Annotated in this window: 16 protein-coding genes; 11 read left to right on the plus strand and 5 right to left on the minus strand. The window is 46.8% G+C overall.

Annotated elements, in window-relative coordinates; translation table 11 throughout:
* The first annotated feature begins 79 nt into the window (after positions 1 to 79).
* Together BST28156_RS02000 and BST28156_RS02005 are read left to right on the plus strand one after the other, a co-directional pair.
* Positions 80 to 457 (plus strand): hypothetical protein, encoded by a 378-nt coding sequence (locus BST28156_RS02000; RefSeq protein WP_174901322.1) that lies wholly within the window; start codon positions 80 to 82, stop codon positions 455 to 457.
* Positions 458 to 1,695: 1,238 nt separating this feature from the next.
* Positions 1,696 to 2,133: a replication/maintenance protein RepL gene (locus BST28156_RS02005; RefSeq protein WP_174901323.1), complete on the plus strand. Its 438-nt coding sequence runs from the start codon at positions 1,696 to 1,698 to the stop codon at positions 2,131 to 2,133.
* A 94-nt stretch (positions 2,134 to 2,227) separates the two neighbouring features.
* Here BST28156_RS02005 and BST28156_RS02010 read toward each other — a convergent pair whose 3' ends face one another.
* Together BST28156_RS02010 and BST28156_RS02015 are read right to left on the minus strand one after the other, a co-directional pair.
* Positions 2,228 to 3,223 (minus strand): hypothetical protein, encoded by a 996-nt coding sequence (locus BST28156_RS02010; protein ID WP_174901324.1) that lies wholly within the window; start codon positions 3,221 to 3,223, stop codon positions 2,228 to 2,230.
* Positions 3,184 to 3,573: a hypothetical protein gene (locus tag BST28156_RS02015; RefSeq protein ID WP_059825503.1), complete on the minus strand. Its 390-nt coding sequence runs from the start codon at positions 3,571 to 3,573 to the stop codon at positions 3,184 to 3,186. Before BST28156_RS02015 ends, BST28156_RS02010 begins: the two co-directional genes overlap by 40 nt.
* Before the next feature lie 303 nt (positions 3,574 to 3,876).
* On the opposite strand from BST28156_RS02015, the gene BST28156_RS02020 reads away from it, so the two are divergent.
* The 4 genes from BST28156_RS02020 to BST28156_RS02035 all read left to right on the plus strand — a co-directional run bounded on the left by BST28156_RS02020 (position 3,877) and on the right by BST28156_RS02035 (position 7,402).
* Positions 3,877 to 4,698, plus strand: a complete 822-nt coding sequence (locus BST28156_RS02020) for a hypothetical protein (protein WP_174901325.1) — start codon at positions 3,877 to 3,879, stop codon at positions 4,696 to 4,698.
* Positions 4,699 to 4,729: 31 nt separating this feature from the next.
* Positions 4,730 to 5,584, plus strand: coding sequence for a hypothetical protein (locus tag BST28156_RS02025; protein WP_174901326.1), 855 nt, complete (start codon positions 4,730 to 4,732; stop codon positions 5,582 to 5,584).
* Positions 5,585 to 5,669: 85 nt separating this feature from the next.
* Positions 5,670 to 6,965, plus strand: a complete 1,296-nt coding sequence (locus tag BST28156_RS02030; RefSeq protein WP_174901327.1) for a DUF6402 family protein — start codon at positions 5,670 to 5,672, stop codon at positions 6,963 to 6,965.
* Positions 6,941 to 7,402, plus strand: a complete 462-nt coding sequence (locus BST28156_RS02035) for a hypothetical protein (RefSeq protein WP_174901328.1) — start codon at positions 6,941 to 6,943, stop codon at positions 7,400 to 7,402. The genes BST28156_RS02030 and BST28156_RS02035 overlap by 25 nt, the downstream gene beginning before the upstream one ends.
* Before the next feature lie 62 nt (positions 7,403 to 7,464).
* Here BST28156_RS02035 and BST28156_RS02040 read toward each other — a convergent pair whose 3' ends face one another.
* From BST28156_RS02040 to BST28156_RS02050, 3 genes are read right to left on the minus strand one after another with little or no spacing between them, the layout of a single operon-like run.
* Positions 7,465 to 11,097 carry an AAA family ATPase gene (locus tag BST28156_RS02040; RefSeq protein WP_174901329.1) on the minus strand — a complete coding sequence of 1,211 codons (3,633 nt, stop codon included), beginning with the start codon at positions 11,095 to 11,097 and terminating at the stop codon, positions 7,465 to 7,467.
* A complete protein-coding gene (locus BST28156_RS02045) occupies positions 11,094 to 11,399 on the minus strand; it encodes a hypothetical protein (RefSeq protein ID WP_174901330.1) in 306 nt (101 codons plus the stop codon). Before BST28156_RS02045 ends, BST28156_RS02040 begins: the two co-directional genes overlap by 4 nt.
* Positions 11,396 to 11,764: a hypothetical protein gene (locus BST28156_RS02050; RefSeq protein ID WP_174901331.1), complete on the minus strand. Its 369-nt coding sequence runs from the start codon at positions 11,762 to 11,764 to the stop codon at positions 11,396 to 11,398. Before BST28156_RS02050 ends, BST28156_RS02045 begins: the two co-directional genes overlap by 4 nt.
* Before the next feature lie 551 nt (positions 11,765 to 12,315).
* On the opposite strand from BST28156_RS02050, the gene BST28156_RS02055 reads away from it, so the two are divergent.
* The 5 genes from BST28156_RS02055 to BST28156_RS02075 all read left to right on the plus strand — a co-directional run bounded on the left by BST28156_RS02055 (position 12,316) and on the right by BST28156_RS02075 (position 14,969).
* Positions 12,316 to 12,672: a hypothetical protein gene (locus BST28156_RS02055; protein ID WP_174901332.1), complete on the plus strand. Its 357-nt coding sequence runs from the start codon at positions 12,316 to 12,318 to the stop codon at positions 12,670 to 12,672.
* Positions 12,673 to 12,674: 2 nt separating this feature from the next.
* Complete coding sequence (locus tag BST28156_RS02060) at positions 12,675 to 13,250, plus strand: hypothetical protein (protein ID WP_174901333.1); 576 nt, start codon at positions 12,675 to 12,677, stop codon at positions 13,248 to 13,250.
* A gap of 67 nt (positions 13,251 to 13,317) precedes the next feature.
* On the plus strand, positions 13,318 to 14,277 hold the full coding sequence (locus BST28156_RS02065; RefSeq protein ID WP_174901334.1) for a hypothetical protein: 960 nt from the start codon (positions 13,318 to 13,320) through the stop codon (positions 14,275 to 14,277).
* Positions 14,222 to 14,728, plus strand: a complete 507-nt coding sequence (locus BST28156_RS02070; protein ID WP_174901335.1) for a hypothetical protein — start codon at positions 14,222 to 14,224, stop codon at positions 14,726 to 14,728. Before BST28156_RS02065 ends, BST28156_RS02070 begins: the two co-directional genes overlap by 56 nt.
* Complete coding sequence (locus tag BST28156_RS02075; RefSeq protein WP_174901336.1) at positions 14,712 to 14,969, plus strand: hypothetical protein; 258 nt, start codon at positions 14,712 to 14,714, stop codon at positions 14,967 to 14,969. Before BST28156_RS02070 ends, BST28156_RS02075 begins: the two co-directional genes overlap by 17 nt.
* Positions 14,970 to 15,357: the final 388 nt, after the last annotated feature.

Here is a 15,357-nt window from a genome sequence, read left to right on the forward strand (position 1 = left end):
CTCGACTCACTTATCAACCAGTCATCGTTGACAATATTCCGATTCACAATAAAATTGAATTGGAAAAACGAGGAAAACTATGGAGATAAAAGAAGACATCATCGAAGTTTGGCTACATGTTCCAAACTGGTGGATCGATATGGCAGACATCGATTCCAATAAAAAATCAGAAGAAGTCGCATACCGCACCTCTGACATACCTATCATGGCGATTCATAGTCAGCGCGGTTTAGAGCGGTTCCAAAGTGAGGGAAACAGCATCCCTGGAACAACAGTCATCCTAGCAAAAATGCAAATGGAGGATATGATGGAGTACGCCAATTATTTCTATAGCTCCAGCAGAAACCATGTTAACTCCAAATGGGAACCCATTGTCAAGTTTGATATCGAGCATGGAAAGTTCAAGCTACCGAGCAGCGCCGCAAATGCAATCAACTCAAGACGAAAGTTTAGATAATCCAGTTAGCAGCGGTACTTCAAGAAGTATCGCGGCATGGAACAGAGTGCCATCCAGCATGGCACAGTGGTGTGCCAAATTTTTCCGTACTCGCGCCAAGAAACCAATATCGGATCTTGCGGATGAACAGCGGTCGCCTGCTAACCATGTGGCACCTAAAGGTGCTTCTATCTGCTCGATCTGATGCGCTGTACGGGCGCTTGAGCGCAACTACCATCTGCTGTCCGGGCAGCAGACCCCCGAAGCCGCCTTCGGCGTTTCTTTATATTTCGCTTTCGCTACATTGCCGTCCTGACGGACGAAGTTAAATCCACCCGAAACTATCCGATCTCACTGATCGTGTTTTTAGCTCATTTTTTGAGAGCAAATAGCCTGTCGGCTACCTCTACCTATCCAGAGACATAAAAAAGCGGTTTTGGGGTGTTTTTTTAAGGTTTTCCGGGCAACTCCCAATCAAAGCTCTGCCTAACGAATCTACATAGACTGCAAAGTCATCTTTGGGAGAGCCTTCGCTCTCCTTCTGGGCAGTCGTAGCTGCCTAAGACAAGTCTTCCATGCCTCACGGCAACTCAACCTCTGTCCACAAATCGATATCTCCGTAGGACATGCCCATAGGCAGCCTTCCTGAAGAAGAGCCTGCACGGCGATTGAGTGCATCAAAGGACAATATAGCCTGCCGTCTTGCAGACTCTACCCGTAGGGGAACGTAATCCTGATCCCGTAGGGCTTTAGCAGTCTATCGAAATCAACTCATCTTGCGGATAGATCCCGAAGGGCACCGAGACCTGTACCCGTAGGGTAGAGAGGATGAGCTAGATCCAGTTCCGAGCACTGGAGCCCGAAGGGCAGCTAGAGAAGCGCAAGCAAACGGGACAGAAACGCCGAAGGCGGCTTCGGGGGTCTGCTGCCCGGACAGCAGATGGGGTTTTTCAAAGCGTGATTGAATTCCCTTGTAGAGGTGCAATCCCGTAGGGTTGAAAATATCTCCTTATTAGATATAGATGTGAAAAAAGCGAGATCCTTGATTGACAAGGGTTTTCAGATGAGCAGCGAGCCACCGTACATGTCCACCTGGGTGGACACCCAGGATGGCACTCTGGTCGATCATTAAAATAGTTTAACCGACCACTGACCGGCCTCTTGACAATAAAAAAATATTCGTTATTTTCATGTCATGCATTAGGCCAATTTTGTCCACGCGGATGGACAAAATCCTCACTTTTAAGGAAGAAATAATAATGAGCTATAAACAACAAATAGTGGACAGCCACACGGGGGAAGTCAAGTCAGAGAGAGTCTTGCCAGAGAATTTTGGCTTTGTGATGCTCTTCGAAAGTGAAATCAGCTCCCTAAGAAAACTCATTGGAGACAACCCCAAAGCGTTGGAGCTACTACTTCTTTTAATGGAGCAGATGGACAAAACAAACAGCATCGTTGCATCAAGAGCAACATTGAAGGAACTGCTAGGACACTCTGAACGAACGATTACCCGCTCCATCGCTTATCTGAAGGAAAAGCAGGTAATCACAACCTCTCGTGCGGGCAGCACCGTCATCATGCATGTGAACGCAAAGGTTGCTTGGAAGAACGGAAGATCCAAAGCCAAATTCGCGAAGTTTAATGCGACAGTATTGATCTCTCAGTCCGAACAGGATGAAAGACAAGACACGGCTTAACAAAATTTCAAGCGCATTGAACTATCTCTCACTCTTCAAGGAAAAGCGAAAAGGAGCTTAACCAGTAAACTCCTCGGCGCCACCTTTGTTCGGCCTATCTCAACCGGGGGTGTCCGCGTTGCTCAATATGAATCTCTTGTGCAAGAGCGTTCATGGCGTCCTCGCCGGTCTCCCATTCAATATTGCCTTCCCTCAGTCGATCAACGAGTCTCTTCAGCGACCGTGCCCTCTGGAGCAGATCACGCAACTCGTGGCCGGCCCTAATATGGCTCTGATGGTAAGAGTCGTATTGGATATTCACTTGTCTAATTCTCGTGTAGTGCTCGTCCCAAAGCTTTACCTCATCGCACTGCGGCTTAGCCGCCTCAAGGCACCGTAGCTTGAAGCTGGCCGCGCTCTCATCCGAATCCAAGGCTAGGTATGCTTGGAGTTCGTCCGGCTGCTCAAACGCAATGTATTTCAGGTAAGAGTCGTCAAAGTTGCCCACTCTTACGAACTGGCGATACAGCCTCCCTGCAAGCTCCACAAGGAAGTCTGCATACCCACCAACCACCACGTCCGCCTTGAACGATGCGAGGTCCTGCACTGCTTTTCCGTACACCAAACAGAGCATGGAATCGATGTAGATGTCGCAACTTTTCTTGATCGCAAGCACGTCATCAAGAAGTGAATTGCTATAGGCATTGAAGGCTCGATCAGCCTTCTTTAGGGCAATGTGAAGCTCGTTGATGAGTGCATTGGACTGCTTAATCAACTCCTCACTTTTAAGAAGCATCACCATTTCTTTGGTGTGGGTCTTCATATCCAACCAGTAGTTGTACATGGTGTTGTACTTGGTCAGAATTCCTTCATCATGCGCCTTCTTGTGAATCTCATACAAGGCATTGATGACAGGTGAGAAATCCACCAAGAAGTGCCTACCATCATCCCTAGAGCGCACTAGGTTGTAAAACTGAGGAATACCCAGCCCCTCAGAAACATACTTAATCTGTCCGTCAGTTCCTCTCACGAGGAGCGAAATCTCTGCGCTGTCCATTTTTGCCCCGTAGCTTACTTGAAGTACCCAATATTTCCATCCCAAGCCTGCCATTCCATAGGGTCAACTACCCTAGCTCCATCTTCATCCAGATAAATATCGGTATAGCCCTCAAATGAGCGTTTAGGGGTATAGATATGAATGTTGATCGTGCCTCCCGCCTTGAAATCGTCTCCTTTATTATTTTCCACCAACAAGAGAAGTAGGTGATCGGCATTCAGTTTGGCCAAAGCTTCCGAAACCCTATCCTCCTCCACCTGACTCACGATTTCACCAGTGCGAATGGCAAAGTAGCTCTGTCCGCGAACATCAAGACCTTTCACGATCTTGTCAAGAGTATCGTTCTCAAGTTTTATGATCAGGTCTTTCAACTTCTCGTTCAAAGGAAGGTCAGCGGTCAGCATATGGATTTCCAATGGTTCAGATAGATCGATTCTACCCCCTCACCATGGCACTGGCAATTGCCACTCCTGGCAAGGATAATTTCAAAGACCGAGATGAAAAGAAAAAAACATCTTAACCAAAAGTGTGAAAGTGCTACCATTTCCATGATGGAATTTTGGTCGATTGGCACCCCGACGCGTCGCCTTCTGCTCGTCATAAGCACGACCCTTGATTGCGGGCATGCGAAGAACCTAAAGGCGTTTTATTTAATCGCTTGAGATAGAGCTATAGCTCACAGTAATGTTTCTTTAAACTACAACCAAATGAAACCACATCGTCCCCACGGCCCTCTTCCAAGTGCGCTGGAAGCAAACGAACTGAAGCTAAGAGCATTTGAAATGATTCTTATCATCTTCTATATAGAAGATCTGCGACGCTTCATTATTGGAGCCATCCGTGGCACTGACGAGATTTTTCAGCAAGATGACAGATTGAAGCTGCAAGATGAGGACAACAAAGAGAAGGAGCCGAGCGAATCCAAGATTATGCGCATGGCAACCAAGGTGCTGGTCGACGAAGGCGTTATTTCCAAATCCGAAAAGAAGGAATTGATCACTCTAATCAACTACAGAAACGCCATCGGTCATGAGCCGCATCAATTGACCGTAGACGTTGGCTCCTATTCTGAGCTGGCTAAGACCGGGAAAAATTCAAGGCGATATGATCACACGATCCTTGAACGCGTGCAAAAAATAAGGGACAAGATTCACAAGGAGGTCGGCAAGAAATTCATAATGCCCATTGATTTTGATGGCCTTATGTTTGAGGCCGCAGAGAAAAGTTACCTACTTGAAATAAAGCGACTTAAGAAGAAGATTTCAAAACAGATCAAGCAGCATAAGGAGCGGGTTGACACAACCAATCAGATCATACAGTCCATTCCGAAGGATGTGTTCGACGCCGCGCAGCCATACCATCCCAGGCACTATAAGAGGAACGGGACTCTAACCGAGAGCGGCATTAGTTGCGTAAACCAACTCTTCGCAGCGGGGGCCACTCCCTTAGCTGTAGCTCATCTCATGAAGATTTCCCTGAAGTCTTCCACGAAATGGCACGTCAAGTTCCGGCTAGGTCAGCCTTACTAGATATCAGACTCACTAATGAGAGACGGCAAATATGAATCTGCTAGGTTTTCATAAAAAATTCAGCCTTCTTGCCCAAGAATCGCATCTCACCAAGAACACTATCCTATCTGGTTTCGATCTATTGCTCCAGGCAAACTTCTTCCAAGACAAGGATGGCTACTTCTACTCCGCGTTCTTCCATCTTTCCATCGGTTTGGAGAGAATTCTTAAGCTGGCGGTGGTCACGCATTACATGCTCACCAACGACTATAGGACGCCGACCATCAAGCAGTTGAAGTACCAGTTCGGACACGACATACGCACGCTGTACGGCGAGTGCCAGAAGCTAATGCCCGCGTACTTTTCGCCCTCGGCTCCGCTCCCTACCCTGACCTCTCACGATCAGGAACTCATCGGCTTTTTCACTGAGTATGGGTTGCAGTCTCGCTACTTCAATCTGAATGAGGTATGCGAAGCCAAAATGGAAAGGAGTCCTCTGTATAAGTGGTTGGATGTCGCGCGCTCGATCTACGAGCACTACACGCCGTGGCACCTCCGAGAACGTTCAGCGACGAATCTTCTGTACAAGATGGACCGCGCTGGATACCGCAATGGGTTCACCATGAACCTCACTGAAGACGGTCATCCTATGAGCCAGTTTGACTGCTTCCATAGGCAGCTTGTAATCGAGAAGGCTGCTCCGCTGGTGATCTGGCGTCTCGTAGAAGTCCTCCGACCGATCCACCTCCTACTGGAAGCAATGTCTGACAAGGCACGAGAGTATGAGATTGAGAAGAACATCTCTGGCATGGTGATTCCTCACTATGAGGATTTCTTCGTCTTCCTACTCGCAGATAAGGACTCGATCAAGAGAAGAAAGAAGTGGCTGTCTATTTTCAATTCTTAACCTTCGTCAGACTCGCCGTCCCTTCTTGCTCAATTGTCAGACCTATGATATTCATCTGGGTTCTGTAATTTGACAGCGAACTATTATGGGCGCAGTGGTGAGGAAGGTTCCATATTACACACTGGAACCCTCGTTTTTTCGTGGAACGGTTTGGAAGGAACGCCTTGGAGCCAGAGGTGCTGTTCCTATCAACACGCCTCAGCGAATCTCTTTCGCTAGACTCGCACCTGGCGAAACTCCCCCGCCTCCTCCACCGAAGCCCACTGCCGAACAGCTCAAGGCTCAACAAGCGGAAGCTGCGCGTCAGAAACTACTTGCCGAACAGGCTAAAAAGCAGCAGCCAAAAGAACCGCCAAAACCAGAGCCCAAGGTCGTCGAGGCCGAGGATCAGGACAAGATCCCCGAGTTCGATCTTCAGGATGTGCCTGGCGCAATGGACAAGATTGGTTGGCCTGTCGCCGCCAAGATCGCAAGGAAGTGGTTCGCCAGCCCGAAGCACATCTACAACGACGATCCCAATTCGGTGCAGCCCATCGATGACACCACCGTCACACTCAAGTGGGCATTGGGGTTCGGCAGTGTCCAAAAACGGTATGATGAGCTGATCAGCAAGAAGATCTACTCACCTGCTGCTGCAAAAGAGGCCAAGAAGAAGATCACCAGGCACCTCAAGTCGATCTTTATCGACCAAGGTTCTATAAACCTGTCCTTTGATACATCTGCATTCGTAGGCGATGAACGCCAGTTCCATATTGACTGGCAGTTCCAGTTTCAGGATATCCCAACGAGTGCGACTCTTGATGGCTTAGCGCTAACGGATCTGACAGCAGCGCTTGGAAACTTCAATTTGTATGCCGCCGTAGGACAGGTTGATGTCAGTGCTGAAAGATACTTCCAGTATGACAAGGAAAAGCAAACGAAAGCATATTGCATCGATCCCGTTGCAACCATCACACACATCTACGTTTACCTGAAAGACAACTATTCCTTCAATGATAAAGGTGATGGGAACAGCCAATATCTTGGACACTGGAACAAGAAAGACATGATTCTTTCTTACCGTGCCGCCGTCAGTGACTTGATCGACGGCAAGAAGGTTCATACTCAGATGGGTAGTTCCGAGATCACGGAAACCACTATTAATTGGCCTTATCTACCGGGCGACCCGATAGACAAGCCGGTTGATAAGAGGCCCGGATTTGGAAAGCTTTTAGAGAAGAATGTGTACTACCCCGTCTACAACAAGACCTACAATGAATGGCGTGAGAAGCACAACAGGGGCGGTGATTTCATGATCTACAGCAAGCCCCTGCTTCTCAAACTGAGAAATCCCATTTCGATTAAATTGGATACGATATGTCGAGCACCAGAACCAATGTGAAGAAGAAGCGCCGCATCGCAGCGGCTGCTATCGCTCTACTCGTGTTGGTAGCTGGTGCAGCCACGCTTACCTTTCGGGGCAATCACGATTACACAGATTGCCAACGCCATAACTACAATAGCAAGCTAAATGGTGGATTGAAGGAGTTTGATGGAAAAAAATACACCATCAACATTTGCGGAAGTGGAACAAACAACAGCCACTTCTTTGGTGATAGCTTCGATGCTGTTGTCTTGACGATCACTAACGAGCAAGGCGATGTCGTAGCGAAACGTCGATACAAAGTATTTTGGGACGGCGTACCCGGCCATGAACCTCTAGCCATTGGTAAAAATAGCATCACATACCAAGATGATGAGGAACAGGCGGATCACACCATCACCATGCCACCGGGATTTATCGACAGGATAAGAGCCCGACTGCCTTTTTTCAATTAGAAGACAGAAAAAGCACCTTTCGGGGTGCTTTTTTGGTCCGCTGTTAAGTGAATCAGAGATATTTAAATAGGCTTGTTCTTATCGACTTTGTGCCTATCACGCTCCACTATGTATTTGACGGTATCGCTAATCATTCGCTCAACGGTCAATTCTCTTTCCTCGTCATTGGGTAGGCTCGCCAAGTACTCGGCCTGCTCCTGCTTAATCCGTTCAGCAGCCTCCTTGAGCCAAGCTTCCGTTTCACCCAAGTTGTATCTCAACTCAGAGAGTAATAGCATTTGCGCTTGGTAGTAGGTCAAATCCTCTTCTTCTTCCTCCACCCCACGCAAAGCGAACATAGACTTCTTGACCTCGGAGACCGTTGGCACTGAGCTAACGAAGGATTCCTTCTCCACCTTGGCTTTCCTCTTATTTCCATACCCGGTAGTTTTTCCACTCGCATCAAACATGTCATCAATCTTTTTGCTGACATATGAACGCACGGCATATTGCCTTTCCTTGGCACTATCAAACTGAGACTTGTCTGCATAAACAGATCTACCCTCTTTAGCAGCCGCTACAATCCATTCCTTGGAATCCTTCCAGTTCCAGCCGAAGTTCATGACTAGGCGTTCCTGCATCTGTTCGTAGGTCGGAGGAACAAATGCATGCAAAGCCTTATGGACATCGGCAAATGCCTGCTTGATGGTTTCTTCAGTTACTACCTTTTTATTGGCTTTTGCAGAAGCTCCTTTACTTGCGTCCAAGCGAGCTTTCTTCTTCTCAAGTCTCTTCTGCAAATCAGCCGCACGATTAGGATTGGCTTGCTCTTCGCTCTGGATAATATTTCGAACATCCAACAAGCTGATTTTGTCTGAAGCTCTACAATAAGATTGCTTGACTGCTTGATATTCAGATTTGACAGCAAAGAAGGTGTAGTATTGGGTATTTCGTGTTGCTGCCACGTTGAACAACTGGGCATTGTTCAATGCTGATTCTTCACCGACATGGAAGGTTTGCGTCTTGGTCACACCTTGGGATTTATGAACCGTCATGGCATATCCAAGGTTGATCTTGGACTTGGTAGGGTTCACTGTTTTTCGCTGTCCGTTATCGAAAGCGATAACTAGAGAACCATCTTTATTCACTTCTTTGATCGTGCCGAAGTCTCCATTTTTGACCTCCTTGTTGTTCTTCTGGATAACGATTCGATCACTCACATAGAATTCTTCACCAGCAACCGTAACCTTCTCTCCAAGCTCACCCGATTTGGCACGTTGTGCCTGAATGTGGCCGTTTAGCGTGTCGACCGTCTTGTTGGTGGAGGCAAGCAAGATCTTCTGCTCGTAGGTTTCGGGAGCCTTGGAGAACCTGTCCATGACATCCGTGAGCATCTGCTTGGTGGTGTTGTACTGCTGAACTCGGCCAGTGGCTTCCAGCAGATCGAAAGCTTCCACGATATGCGTAGCTGCCTCTCTATCGGTTTGCCAAGCTTCCAATCGCTCCTGAGCGGTTCCACCACGTGCGGCCATGCTCTTCTGGCCCGAGACGGTCTTCGCCACTTCCAGCGCATCCTTGTTCTTCTGGCGGCTTATTTCGGAAAGGATCGTGGTGTATGGCTTTCCAGCGTGCTCCTTGATGAACTCGTTGAAGGTGTTCCCGGCAGATACGGGATCGAGCTGGTTGTTGTCTCCAATGAGCACGAGCTTGGCGCCGGCGGCCTCCACAGCCACCAACAGGCGATGGTAATTGCGCGTGCCGATCATGCCCGCCTCGTCCACAAAAATAATGTCGGTAGCATGAAGCTCAACCTTGCCCTGCTCCACGTCGATCAGAAACTTGTCGATGGTGGCCGCGTAGTCGGTTCCAGCCTCATGAGCGATGGCACTAGACACCTTGCCGGTAGGTGCCAAGCCGTAGGTCTTCCTGCCTTTGGTTCTGGCGATATCTACAGCATGGCGCATAGCAAACGACTTCCCAGTGCCTGGAAGGCCCACGACGATGCTCACTCCGAACGGCAAGAACACATTTTGTATGTACTCCTTCTGTTCGTCCTTGAACGTGAAACTACCCGCTATCTCGGCCTGCTCGATTAGCTTCTTGACCCAGCTCGTAGTCACACGGTTGTCGACCAATCCCCTCATGAGCTCCATGTTCTGGTACTCCAGCTCGGCCAACGAACGCAAGGTGAAGGTAGGCTGGTCATAGGGGCTGTTGCTGTTCGTGTTGGTCCGTGGCAGCGCAAAAACGTCTGGGTGATCGCGCAGCATGGCGTCAGCCACCCATGCGGCTTCTACGCCAAGGCCGCGGTATTTGGCGATGTCTCGTATCAGATCGTTGCGGGTGAACTTGGGACTGCGATTGGTGAGGTTTTCCAGGATCTGTTCATCCGACCAGGCACGGCGGATCTCCTTCACCTGGTCTGCCTTCTTCATCTTGATATCGATCTCCGCAACCTTCTGGACCAACTGCTCCTGCTTCTCATGTAGGGAGACGATCTCCTTCTTGTTCACGAGCTCGCGTTGAACCTGCTTGTTGTACTTTCGAGAGGAAAGAAATTCGTAGTCCTTCTGATATTTCTGGTTGGTTTTGGCAACCTGCTTGAGGTAGGCGTCCTGGTTCAACTGACCGCTGGTGTACTGAGCTTCCAACTCCCCCAACTCGTTCTGGCACTTCTGGTAGAGCTCACGCTTGTCCAGATCGATGCGGTCCTTGAGCTTCTTATCGTGGGTGTATTTGGCACGAATGGCACGTGTGGTTTCGTCGTCAAAGGCAACTCTGAAATCCTTGATCTCTGAGATGCCCCCACCTGCCTTGCCCTCCACTACCTGGAAATCTTTGTCGTAGGCTTCGATAGGGATTTCAGGCAAGCGCTCGGCCATCATCTGAAGCACGATGGACTTGAACTGGAAGTCCACCCTCTCGGCCGTCCCGTTCTTGAAGAGCTCTCGTGGCTCGATCACACGGTAGGTGCCGTCCTCGAAGCGAATAAGGTTGGAGACGTTGCTGTGAATATGAATGTGCGGATCTTGCTCTCGATTATCCAAGTGCATGAAATCGTAAAAGAGCATTTCCCCACGCTCGCCATGTAGATCAACAAGCATTGGGGAAATGATCTCTTCCATAGCCTTGTGCTTGGCCTCAAAGATGATCTCCTGCATCGCTTTCTTCTGCTCAAGGCTCAACTTATCTGAGAAGAACAGGTAAGAAAAGGACTTGTCCAGAGAGAAGATAAGCTCCAAGGAAGTGCGGCGATTCGTTACCACCTCCTCCTTGATCTGGTCCAAGGTGAAATCGACACGGATCGCATCTTTCTTGTCTTTACTGCCTTTCTTTTTTAAGACGGCAAAACCACGCTTGACGTCCTTCTTGGATACCTCTATACCGTTTGGATAGTCGGGTGTCGTCAATATGTGCTTTACCTTGGATTTGATATTTAGGGACTTCTTCACATCTGGGTGCTCACCAAGCTCTAGCTCTGAAATCACATTGAGTTTCTTGATGGTTGCCTCACCAAGCAAATCAAATCTCTCAGCCAATCCCCCTGAAATTCTAGTTAGGTTGTGAACAGTAAATTCCCCTGACTTTGCATAGTAAGCCATCTTGGGATCAGCCTGCATATCGTCCAAGTCATCCAGCACATCTTGCACTTGCCTCTGTAGGTATTTCTTGTAATCGAATCCATGGGCAACACTTCGCCATTCCACATTAATCATATCTTGCTTTTCTCATTATTATCGGCCTTCACGTCCAGATCAACCTGAAGGGTCTCCTTGAGTTTCATCCTTTCCAAATAAGCATTGAACTCCTCTTCAGTGAACCGCCCTCCACTCACCCAATATTCATGTGGCTTGCCATCAAGAAGTACAGCAGGACCATCCTCTCTGTGAAGGGCTCCATTGCGGTAATACTTCGTATAGATGGACGCGGTGTCGATTCCTGTCGCAATGTCAGTGCAGATGACTTTGAATTCAGCTACCCCTGAGAAATCATCTGGAAGTTGATTCGTCGCGCTCATTTCTTAGCCCCATCTTTTGTGGTGCCTGCCTTCTTCTTTTCATCATAGGACCAAGTACCTTTCTTCTCGTTAGCACGCATTAAGCGCTCTAGAAAGTCACGCTCTCGCTGTGAAAGTTGAAGCTCAATATCCAGCTTTTCTAGAAAGAAAGACAGAGTTTCGTTTAAACGATCAAGTTGAAGCCGCTCGACTTCAAGGAAGGTCACGACCTTGTTGTGGGACTCTAAAACTTGGTTGTACGTGCCTCTTTTGTGGGCCTCTTCGTACTCTTGAAGATAGAGCAGATATTGATTAACCGACTGAAAGCGTCTTTCTTTTGATTTTAAAATTAGAGCCTCATCGATTCTGACAGATTTAGTCGCCATTTTATTCACCCCTTTTTTATTTATCTTAACGTGAAAAAGGGAAAAGTAAAGAGATGACCAGGGTGTCCTAGACAGAAGCCTTGTAGTTAGAGGGTTAGGAGCGTGAGCACATATGGAAAAGTCGCAGACTATTCCGTGTGTGCTTATGTTTTTAGGGGTTAGGTACTTGATGATGAAAATGTCTACATTTCAGAGACTATCCAAATTATACAAATTTCCGCACATGACTCTCGAAATTTTTCGTTTTCTTGTGCATGAGAAAAATCACGGTGCAATACCATTTATTGATTTTGCATTTTGGTTCACCCATAGACTTGATATGGCATTCCCATCAAGTCTACAAATTGCTAACTTTGCGATTTATAAAAATTCGTTTCCATGTCTTCATGCACATGGAGCAATTTGAAATGATTGATTCACGCCGATCTTCACGACAATATAAAAAATAAAACACCATCACCGGCTTGCTTAGATGAATATTTTCCTCTTACATCGTTGACATTGATAAAGCGGTGGCTATATTGATGTTGATAAACACATAGGAATGAAACATGACAAGACCAACCAAATCAAAATTATTCAAACAAGGAAATGTTGCAGATGAAGTTCTTACCCGCGTTAGTGCGCGCATTGACGATGACTTGTATTTGTTCTTGAAACGCGCATACAAGATTCAAGGTGTAACAATGGAGGAGCGCATCAACACTCTATTGAAGAAAGAGGCGGAATACATTCTCAAACAGAAATGGTATATCGATTACCAAGCTAAGAAACCAAAAGGCATCTTCGATCAGATTGCCGAGATGAAATTACAGAACAGAAATGGAACCTTGCCCTCCATTCACTCTGACACGAGTTCAGATGTCGGGTTTGATCTTGGACCAGAAAACGATGAGGAGGCTCAGTAATCATGACCATGAAAGACGAACAACCATCAAAACCACCCTTGGATGAAAACGTTGCCATGGCTCGACGCATGGGAATGCGTCTTTTTGAAATGCACTACGAACAGGAAGGAACCAGAGAACTCTATACCGATGAGGAGGTTCTTCTCCAAGCTGCTACATGGTATGGCAACAAATCCACCATAGAGGAGTTGCTTCAGCCAGAAAACAAGCCCAAGGTCAATTTGAGCTTTCATGGTCCAGAAGCGCTTTCTCATGTGATTCAGAGGGCAGGAAATACCGAAGAAGGTGATAAGACTGCCGAGACCATTGAGTTGGTTCAGCTCCTAGTTTCTCATCGTGCCAAGATCACGAATGACCACCTCAAAGAAGCAATGAAGACGAAATGCTTGGGGCTCGTTCAGTACCTAGTCACTCAACTTGGGTTGGATGTAGGTGTTGTTATCAAGAGCAAGGTTCCAGGCACAGAGGAAATTCGTGGGTGGGCTAAGGAATGGAAGAAGGTCAAAAAACTCAAAACAAAGCTTTCCAGCTCCTTAAACAAGGAAAACCCTCCAACCCAAAAAAGGAACAAGGTATGAAATAGCCACCCCTTGACAGCAACATTTTTTCAGTTATAAGAAGAAATAATGTTGCCAAGGAGAATTAATGAGCGAAAAAGAAAGAGAGCTTGGAAATTTATCTGAATTTAAGAAAATAAAACCACTTGAACAAGAACAATCCACCATTGACAGGATACACGCAGCCATAAGCAAACTTAAAGAGCAAGGCACAAAAGTAACATCCAGCAGCATTGCGAAGGAGATTCGCGTTAGTAGGCAGAGAGTTCACGAAGCATTACAACGCGCCGATGAGTTGTACTTATTGCCCAACAAATCGAAAAAAATCAAAAACACATTGATCGCCAAAGCCTTGATGGAATTTGATACATCCCACCTATCGATCAACGACATCCACAAACTGCCAATAGATGGACTAGGTGACATCAGTTTCAGTGCTCTATCTTACCTACTCAAGGAGAACGGCATCCCTCACTCTTTCAGCCTAGCGCAAAAGCTATCCAAAATTGATACCACCAACTATACCGCAAAGGAACTTCATGAAATGGTGGGTGGCAGCTTCTCTGTCTTGCGTTCTTTCTTATATGAAAAACGAATTCCATTCAAGGGCAGCAGAAGGAAGAGAATGGATGTCGCAGCCATTCTCGGAAAGTTAAGATCAATCGATACAAGCCAATATAAAGCCCAAGAGCTTCATAAGCTTATCGATAAAGATGGAACACTGGCAGCCTTTTGCAATATCCTCTCATACCACAAAGTTCCGCACAAAAGCGCGACAAGAAACAGAATGAACAGAAGAAACAGAGAAGAAATAGCTACCCTCCTTGAAAAATTGAAAACAGTTGATACAAGGCAATACACATCCCAAGAGCTATATGAAATCTTTGGCGAAAGTGAAACCTTAAGAACTTTTCGACACCACCTTCGCATTCACAATATCCCATATAAGAAAATACGAGGAGAACTAGCCGTACGAATACATAAAAATAGAGATGGAGAAAAAAACACTCTATCGCGCCATCTTGCTACAAAAGCTAAGCACGATTGAAACTCAAAATTATTCCGCCAATCAATTGGCTCGAATGATTGGCACAACACATCGAACACTAGCCCCTCTTATCGCTGAGCACAACATTCCAACCTTTAAAGACCGCCGCCCAAAGGCAGAAATGGCTCCGATATGGGAAAAGCTTCATTCAATAGATACAGAGCAATACACGGCAGATGAATTGGTTAGCCTACTTGACAACAAGGTACGCAAGAATGTCATGCTCAAATACCTTGATAAAAACGGGATGAAATACAAGAAGAAACGAGGGGCAAGTAATTTCGACAAGCTGTTGAATATCGATATAAGTCAATATACAGCTCAAGAGCTTCATAGCATGATTGGCGGGGATATAAGGCAGTTGCGAAACTATCTAGCGAAGCACAAGCTTTCATACAAAAAGGCTAAATCAGGACCTAAGGCAAAAAACCAATATGAAGATGACCGATGAGGACAAAAAACGGTTCTTCAGGGAAGTAGTAAAGTCTCTGGCAGAACAAAAAAGTATCGAAGTGTCAGAAGATGCCGTTCGATTCTTCTTTGAAAATACCGCTCCTGAGACCAATGCTGGGTTCTACACCCTTCTCATGAGTTACCACGATGCTAGAGAGCATCCAAACTTCTCACAGATCGCACAAGCTCAGGAGGGACTGGTTCATCCATGTCTCAACGGATATAGAGGCAGCCCTTAAAAAGAAAGGTCAGGTATGGCTAAACCTTCCTAGTAAGTGGAACGAGATTCTTGGACGAGACGAGCGAAGTATCAAGGAAGTTATGAACTTCCTATATCAGCATTAGGTAGTAGACCAAGCCTTTCCTCCGCATATTCTCACCCAACATCACGGCGATACCTTCATACGCTCGGGGTATCAGAAATTCAACTGGGTGTCTGGACTCGCCTTGTACTATGTCCCAGAAATTCAAAAGGTCGATAGCACCCTAAAGTTGCAGCGAGAACTAGACGACGACAAAACAACTATAACAAGGAGAAAAATATGAATTTAGTGTTAACCACCCTTTTCAGCGCAGTCGTCTTCTTATGGATAAAGTTGTGGCAAGTGAACCACGAGCTATCCACAT

It is taken from the genome of Burkholderia pseudomultivorans (assembly GCF_902499075.1).
Taxonomy (GTDB): Bacteria; Pseudomonadota; Gammaproteobacteria; order Burkholderiales; family Burkholderiaceae; genus Burkholderia; species Burkholderia pseudomultivorans.

What these genes read in the sequence shown, in the direction of transcription:
- BST28156_RS02055 (WP_174901332.1), top strand. Translation starts at nt 12,316, where the DNA reads ATGACAAGACCAACCAAATCAAAATTATTCAAACAAGGAAATGTTGCA.
- BST28156_RS02005 (WP_174901323.1), top strand. Translation starts at nt 1,696, where the DNA reads ATGAGCTATAAACAACAAATAGTGGACAGCCACACGGGGGAAGTCAAG.
- BST28156_RS02045 (WP_174901330.1), bottom strand. Translation starts at nt 11,399, where the DNA reads ATGAGCGCGACGAATCAACTTCCAGATGATTTCTCAGGGGTAGCTGAA.
- BST28156_RS02010 (WP_174901324.1), bottom strand. Translation starts at nt 3,223, where the DNA reads ATGGCAGGCTTGGGATGGAAATATTGGGTACTTCAAGTAAGCTACGGG.
- BST28156_RS02000 (WP_174901322.1), top strand. Translation starts at nt 80, where the DNA reads ATGGAGATAAAAGAAGACATCATCGAAGTTTGGCTACATGTTCCAAAC.
- BST28156_RS02075 (WP_174901336.1), top strand. Translation starts at nt 14,712, where the DNA reads ATGAAGATGACCGATGAGGACAAAAAACGGTTCTTCAGGGAAGTAGTA.
- BST28156_RS02065 (WP_174901334.1), top strand. Translation starts at nt 13,318, where the DNA reads ATGAGCGAAAAAGAAAGAGAGCTTGGAAATTTATCTGAATTTAAGAAA.
- BST28156_RS02070 (WP_174901335.1), top strand. Translation starts at nt 14,222, where the DNA reads ATGGAGAAAAAAACACTCTATCGCGCCATCTTGCTACAAAAGCTAAGC.
- BST28156_RS02025 (WP_174901326.1), top strand. Translation starts at nt 4,730, where the DNA reads ATGAATCTGCTAGGTTTTCATAAAAAATTCAGCCTTCTTGCCCAAGAA.
- BST28156_RS02015 (WP_059825503.1), bottom strand. Translation starts at nt 3,573, where the DNA reads ATGCTGACCGCTGACCTTCCTTTGAACGAGAAGTTGAAAGACCTGATC.
- BST28156_RS02030 (WP_174901327.1), top strand. Translation starts at nt 5,670, where the DNA reads ATGGGCGCAGTGGTGAGGAAGGTTCCATATTACACACTGGAACCCTCG.
- BST28156_RS02035 (WP_174901328.1), top strand. Translation starts at nt 6,941, where the DNA reads ATGTCGAGCACCAGAACCAATGTGAAGAAGAAGCGCCGCATCGCAGCG.
- BST28156_RS02020 (WP_174901325.1), top strand. Translation starts at nt 3,877, where the DNA reads ATGAAACCACATCGTCCCCACGGCCCTCTTCCAAGTGCGCTGGAAGCA.
- BST28156_RS02060 (WP_174901333.1), top strand. Translation starts at nt 12,675, where the DNA reads ATGACCATGAAAGACGAACAACCATCAAAACCACCCTTGGATGAAAAC.
- BST28156_RS02050 (WP_174901331.1), bottom strand. Translation starts at nt 11,764, where the DNA reads ATGGCGACTAAATCTGTCAGAATCGATGAGGCTCTAATTTTAAAATCA.
- BST28156_RS02040 (WP_174901329.1), bottom strand. Translation starts at nt 11,097, where the DNA reads ATGATTAATGTGGAATGGCGAAGTGTTGCCCATGGATTCGATTACAAG.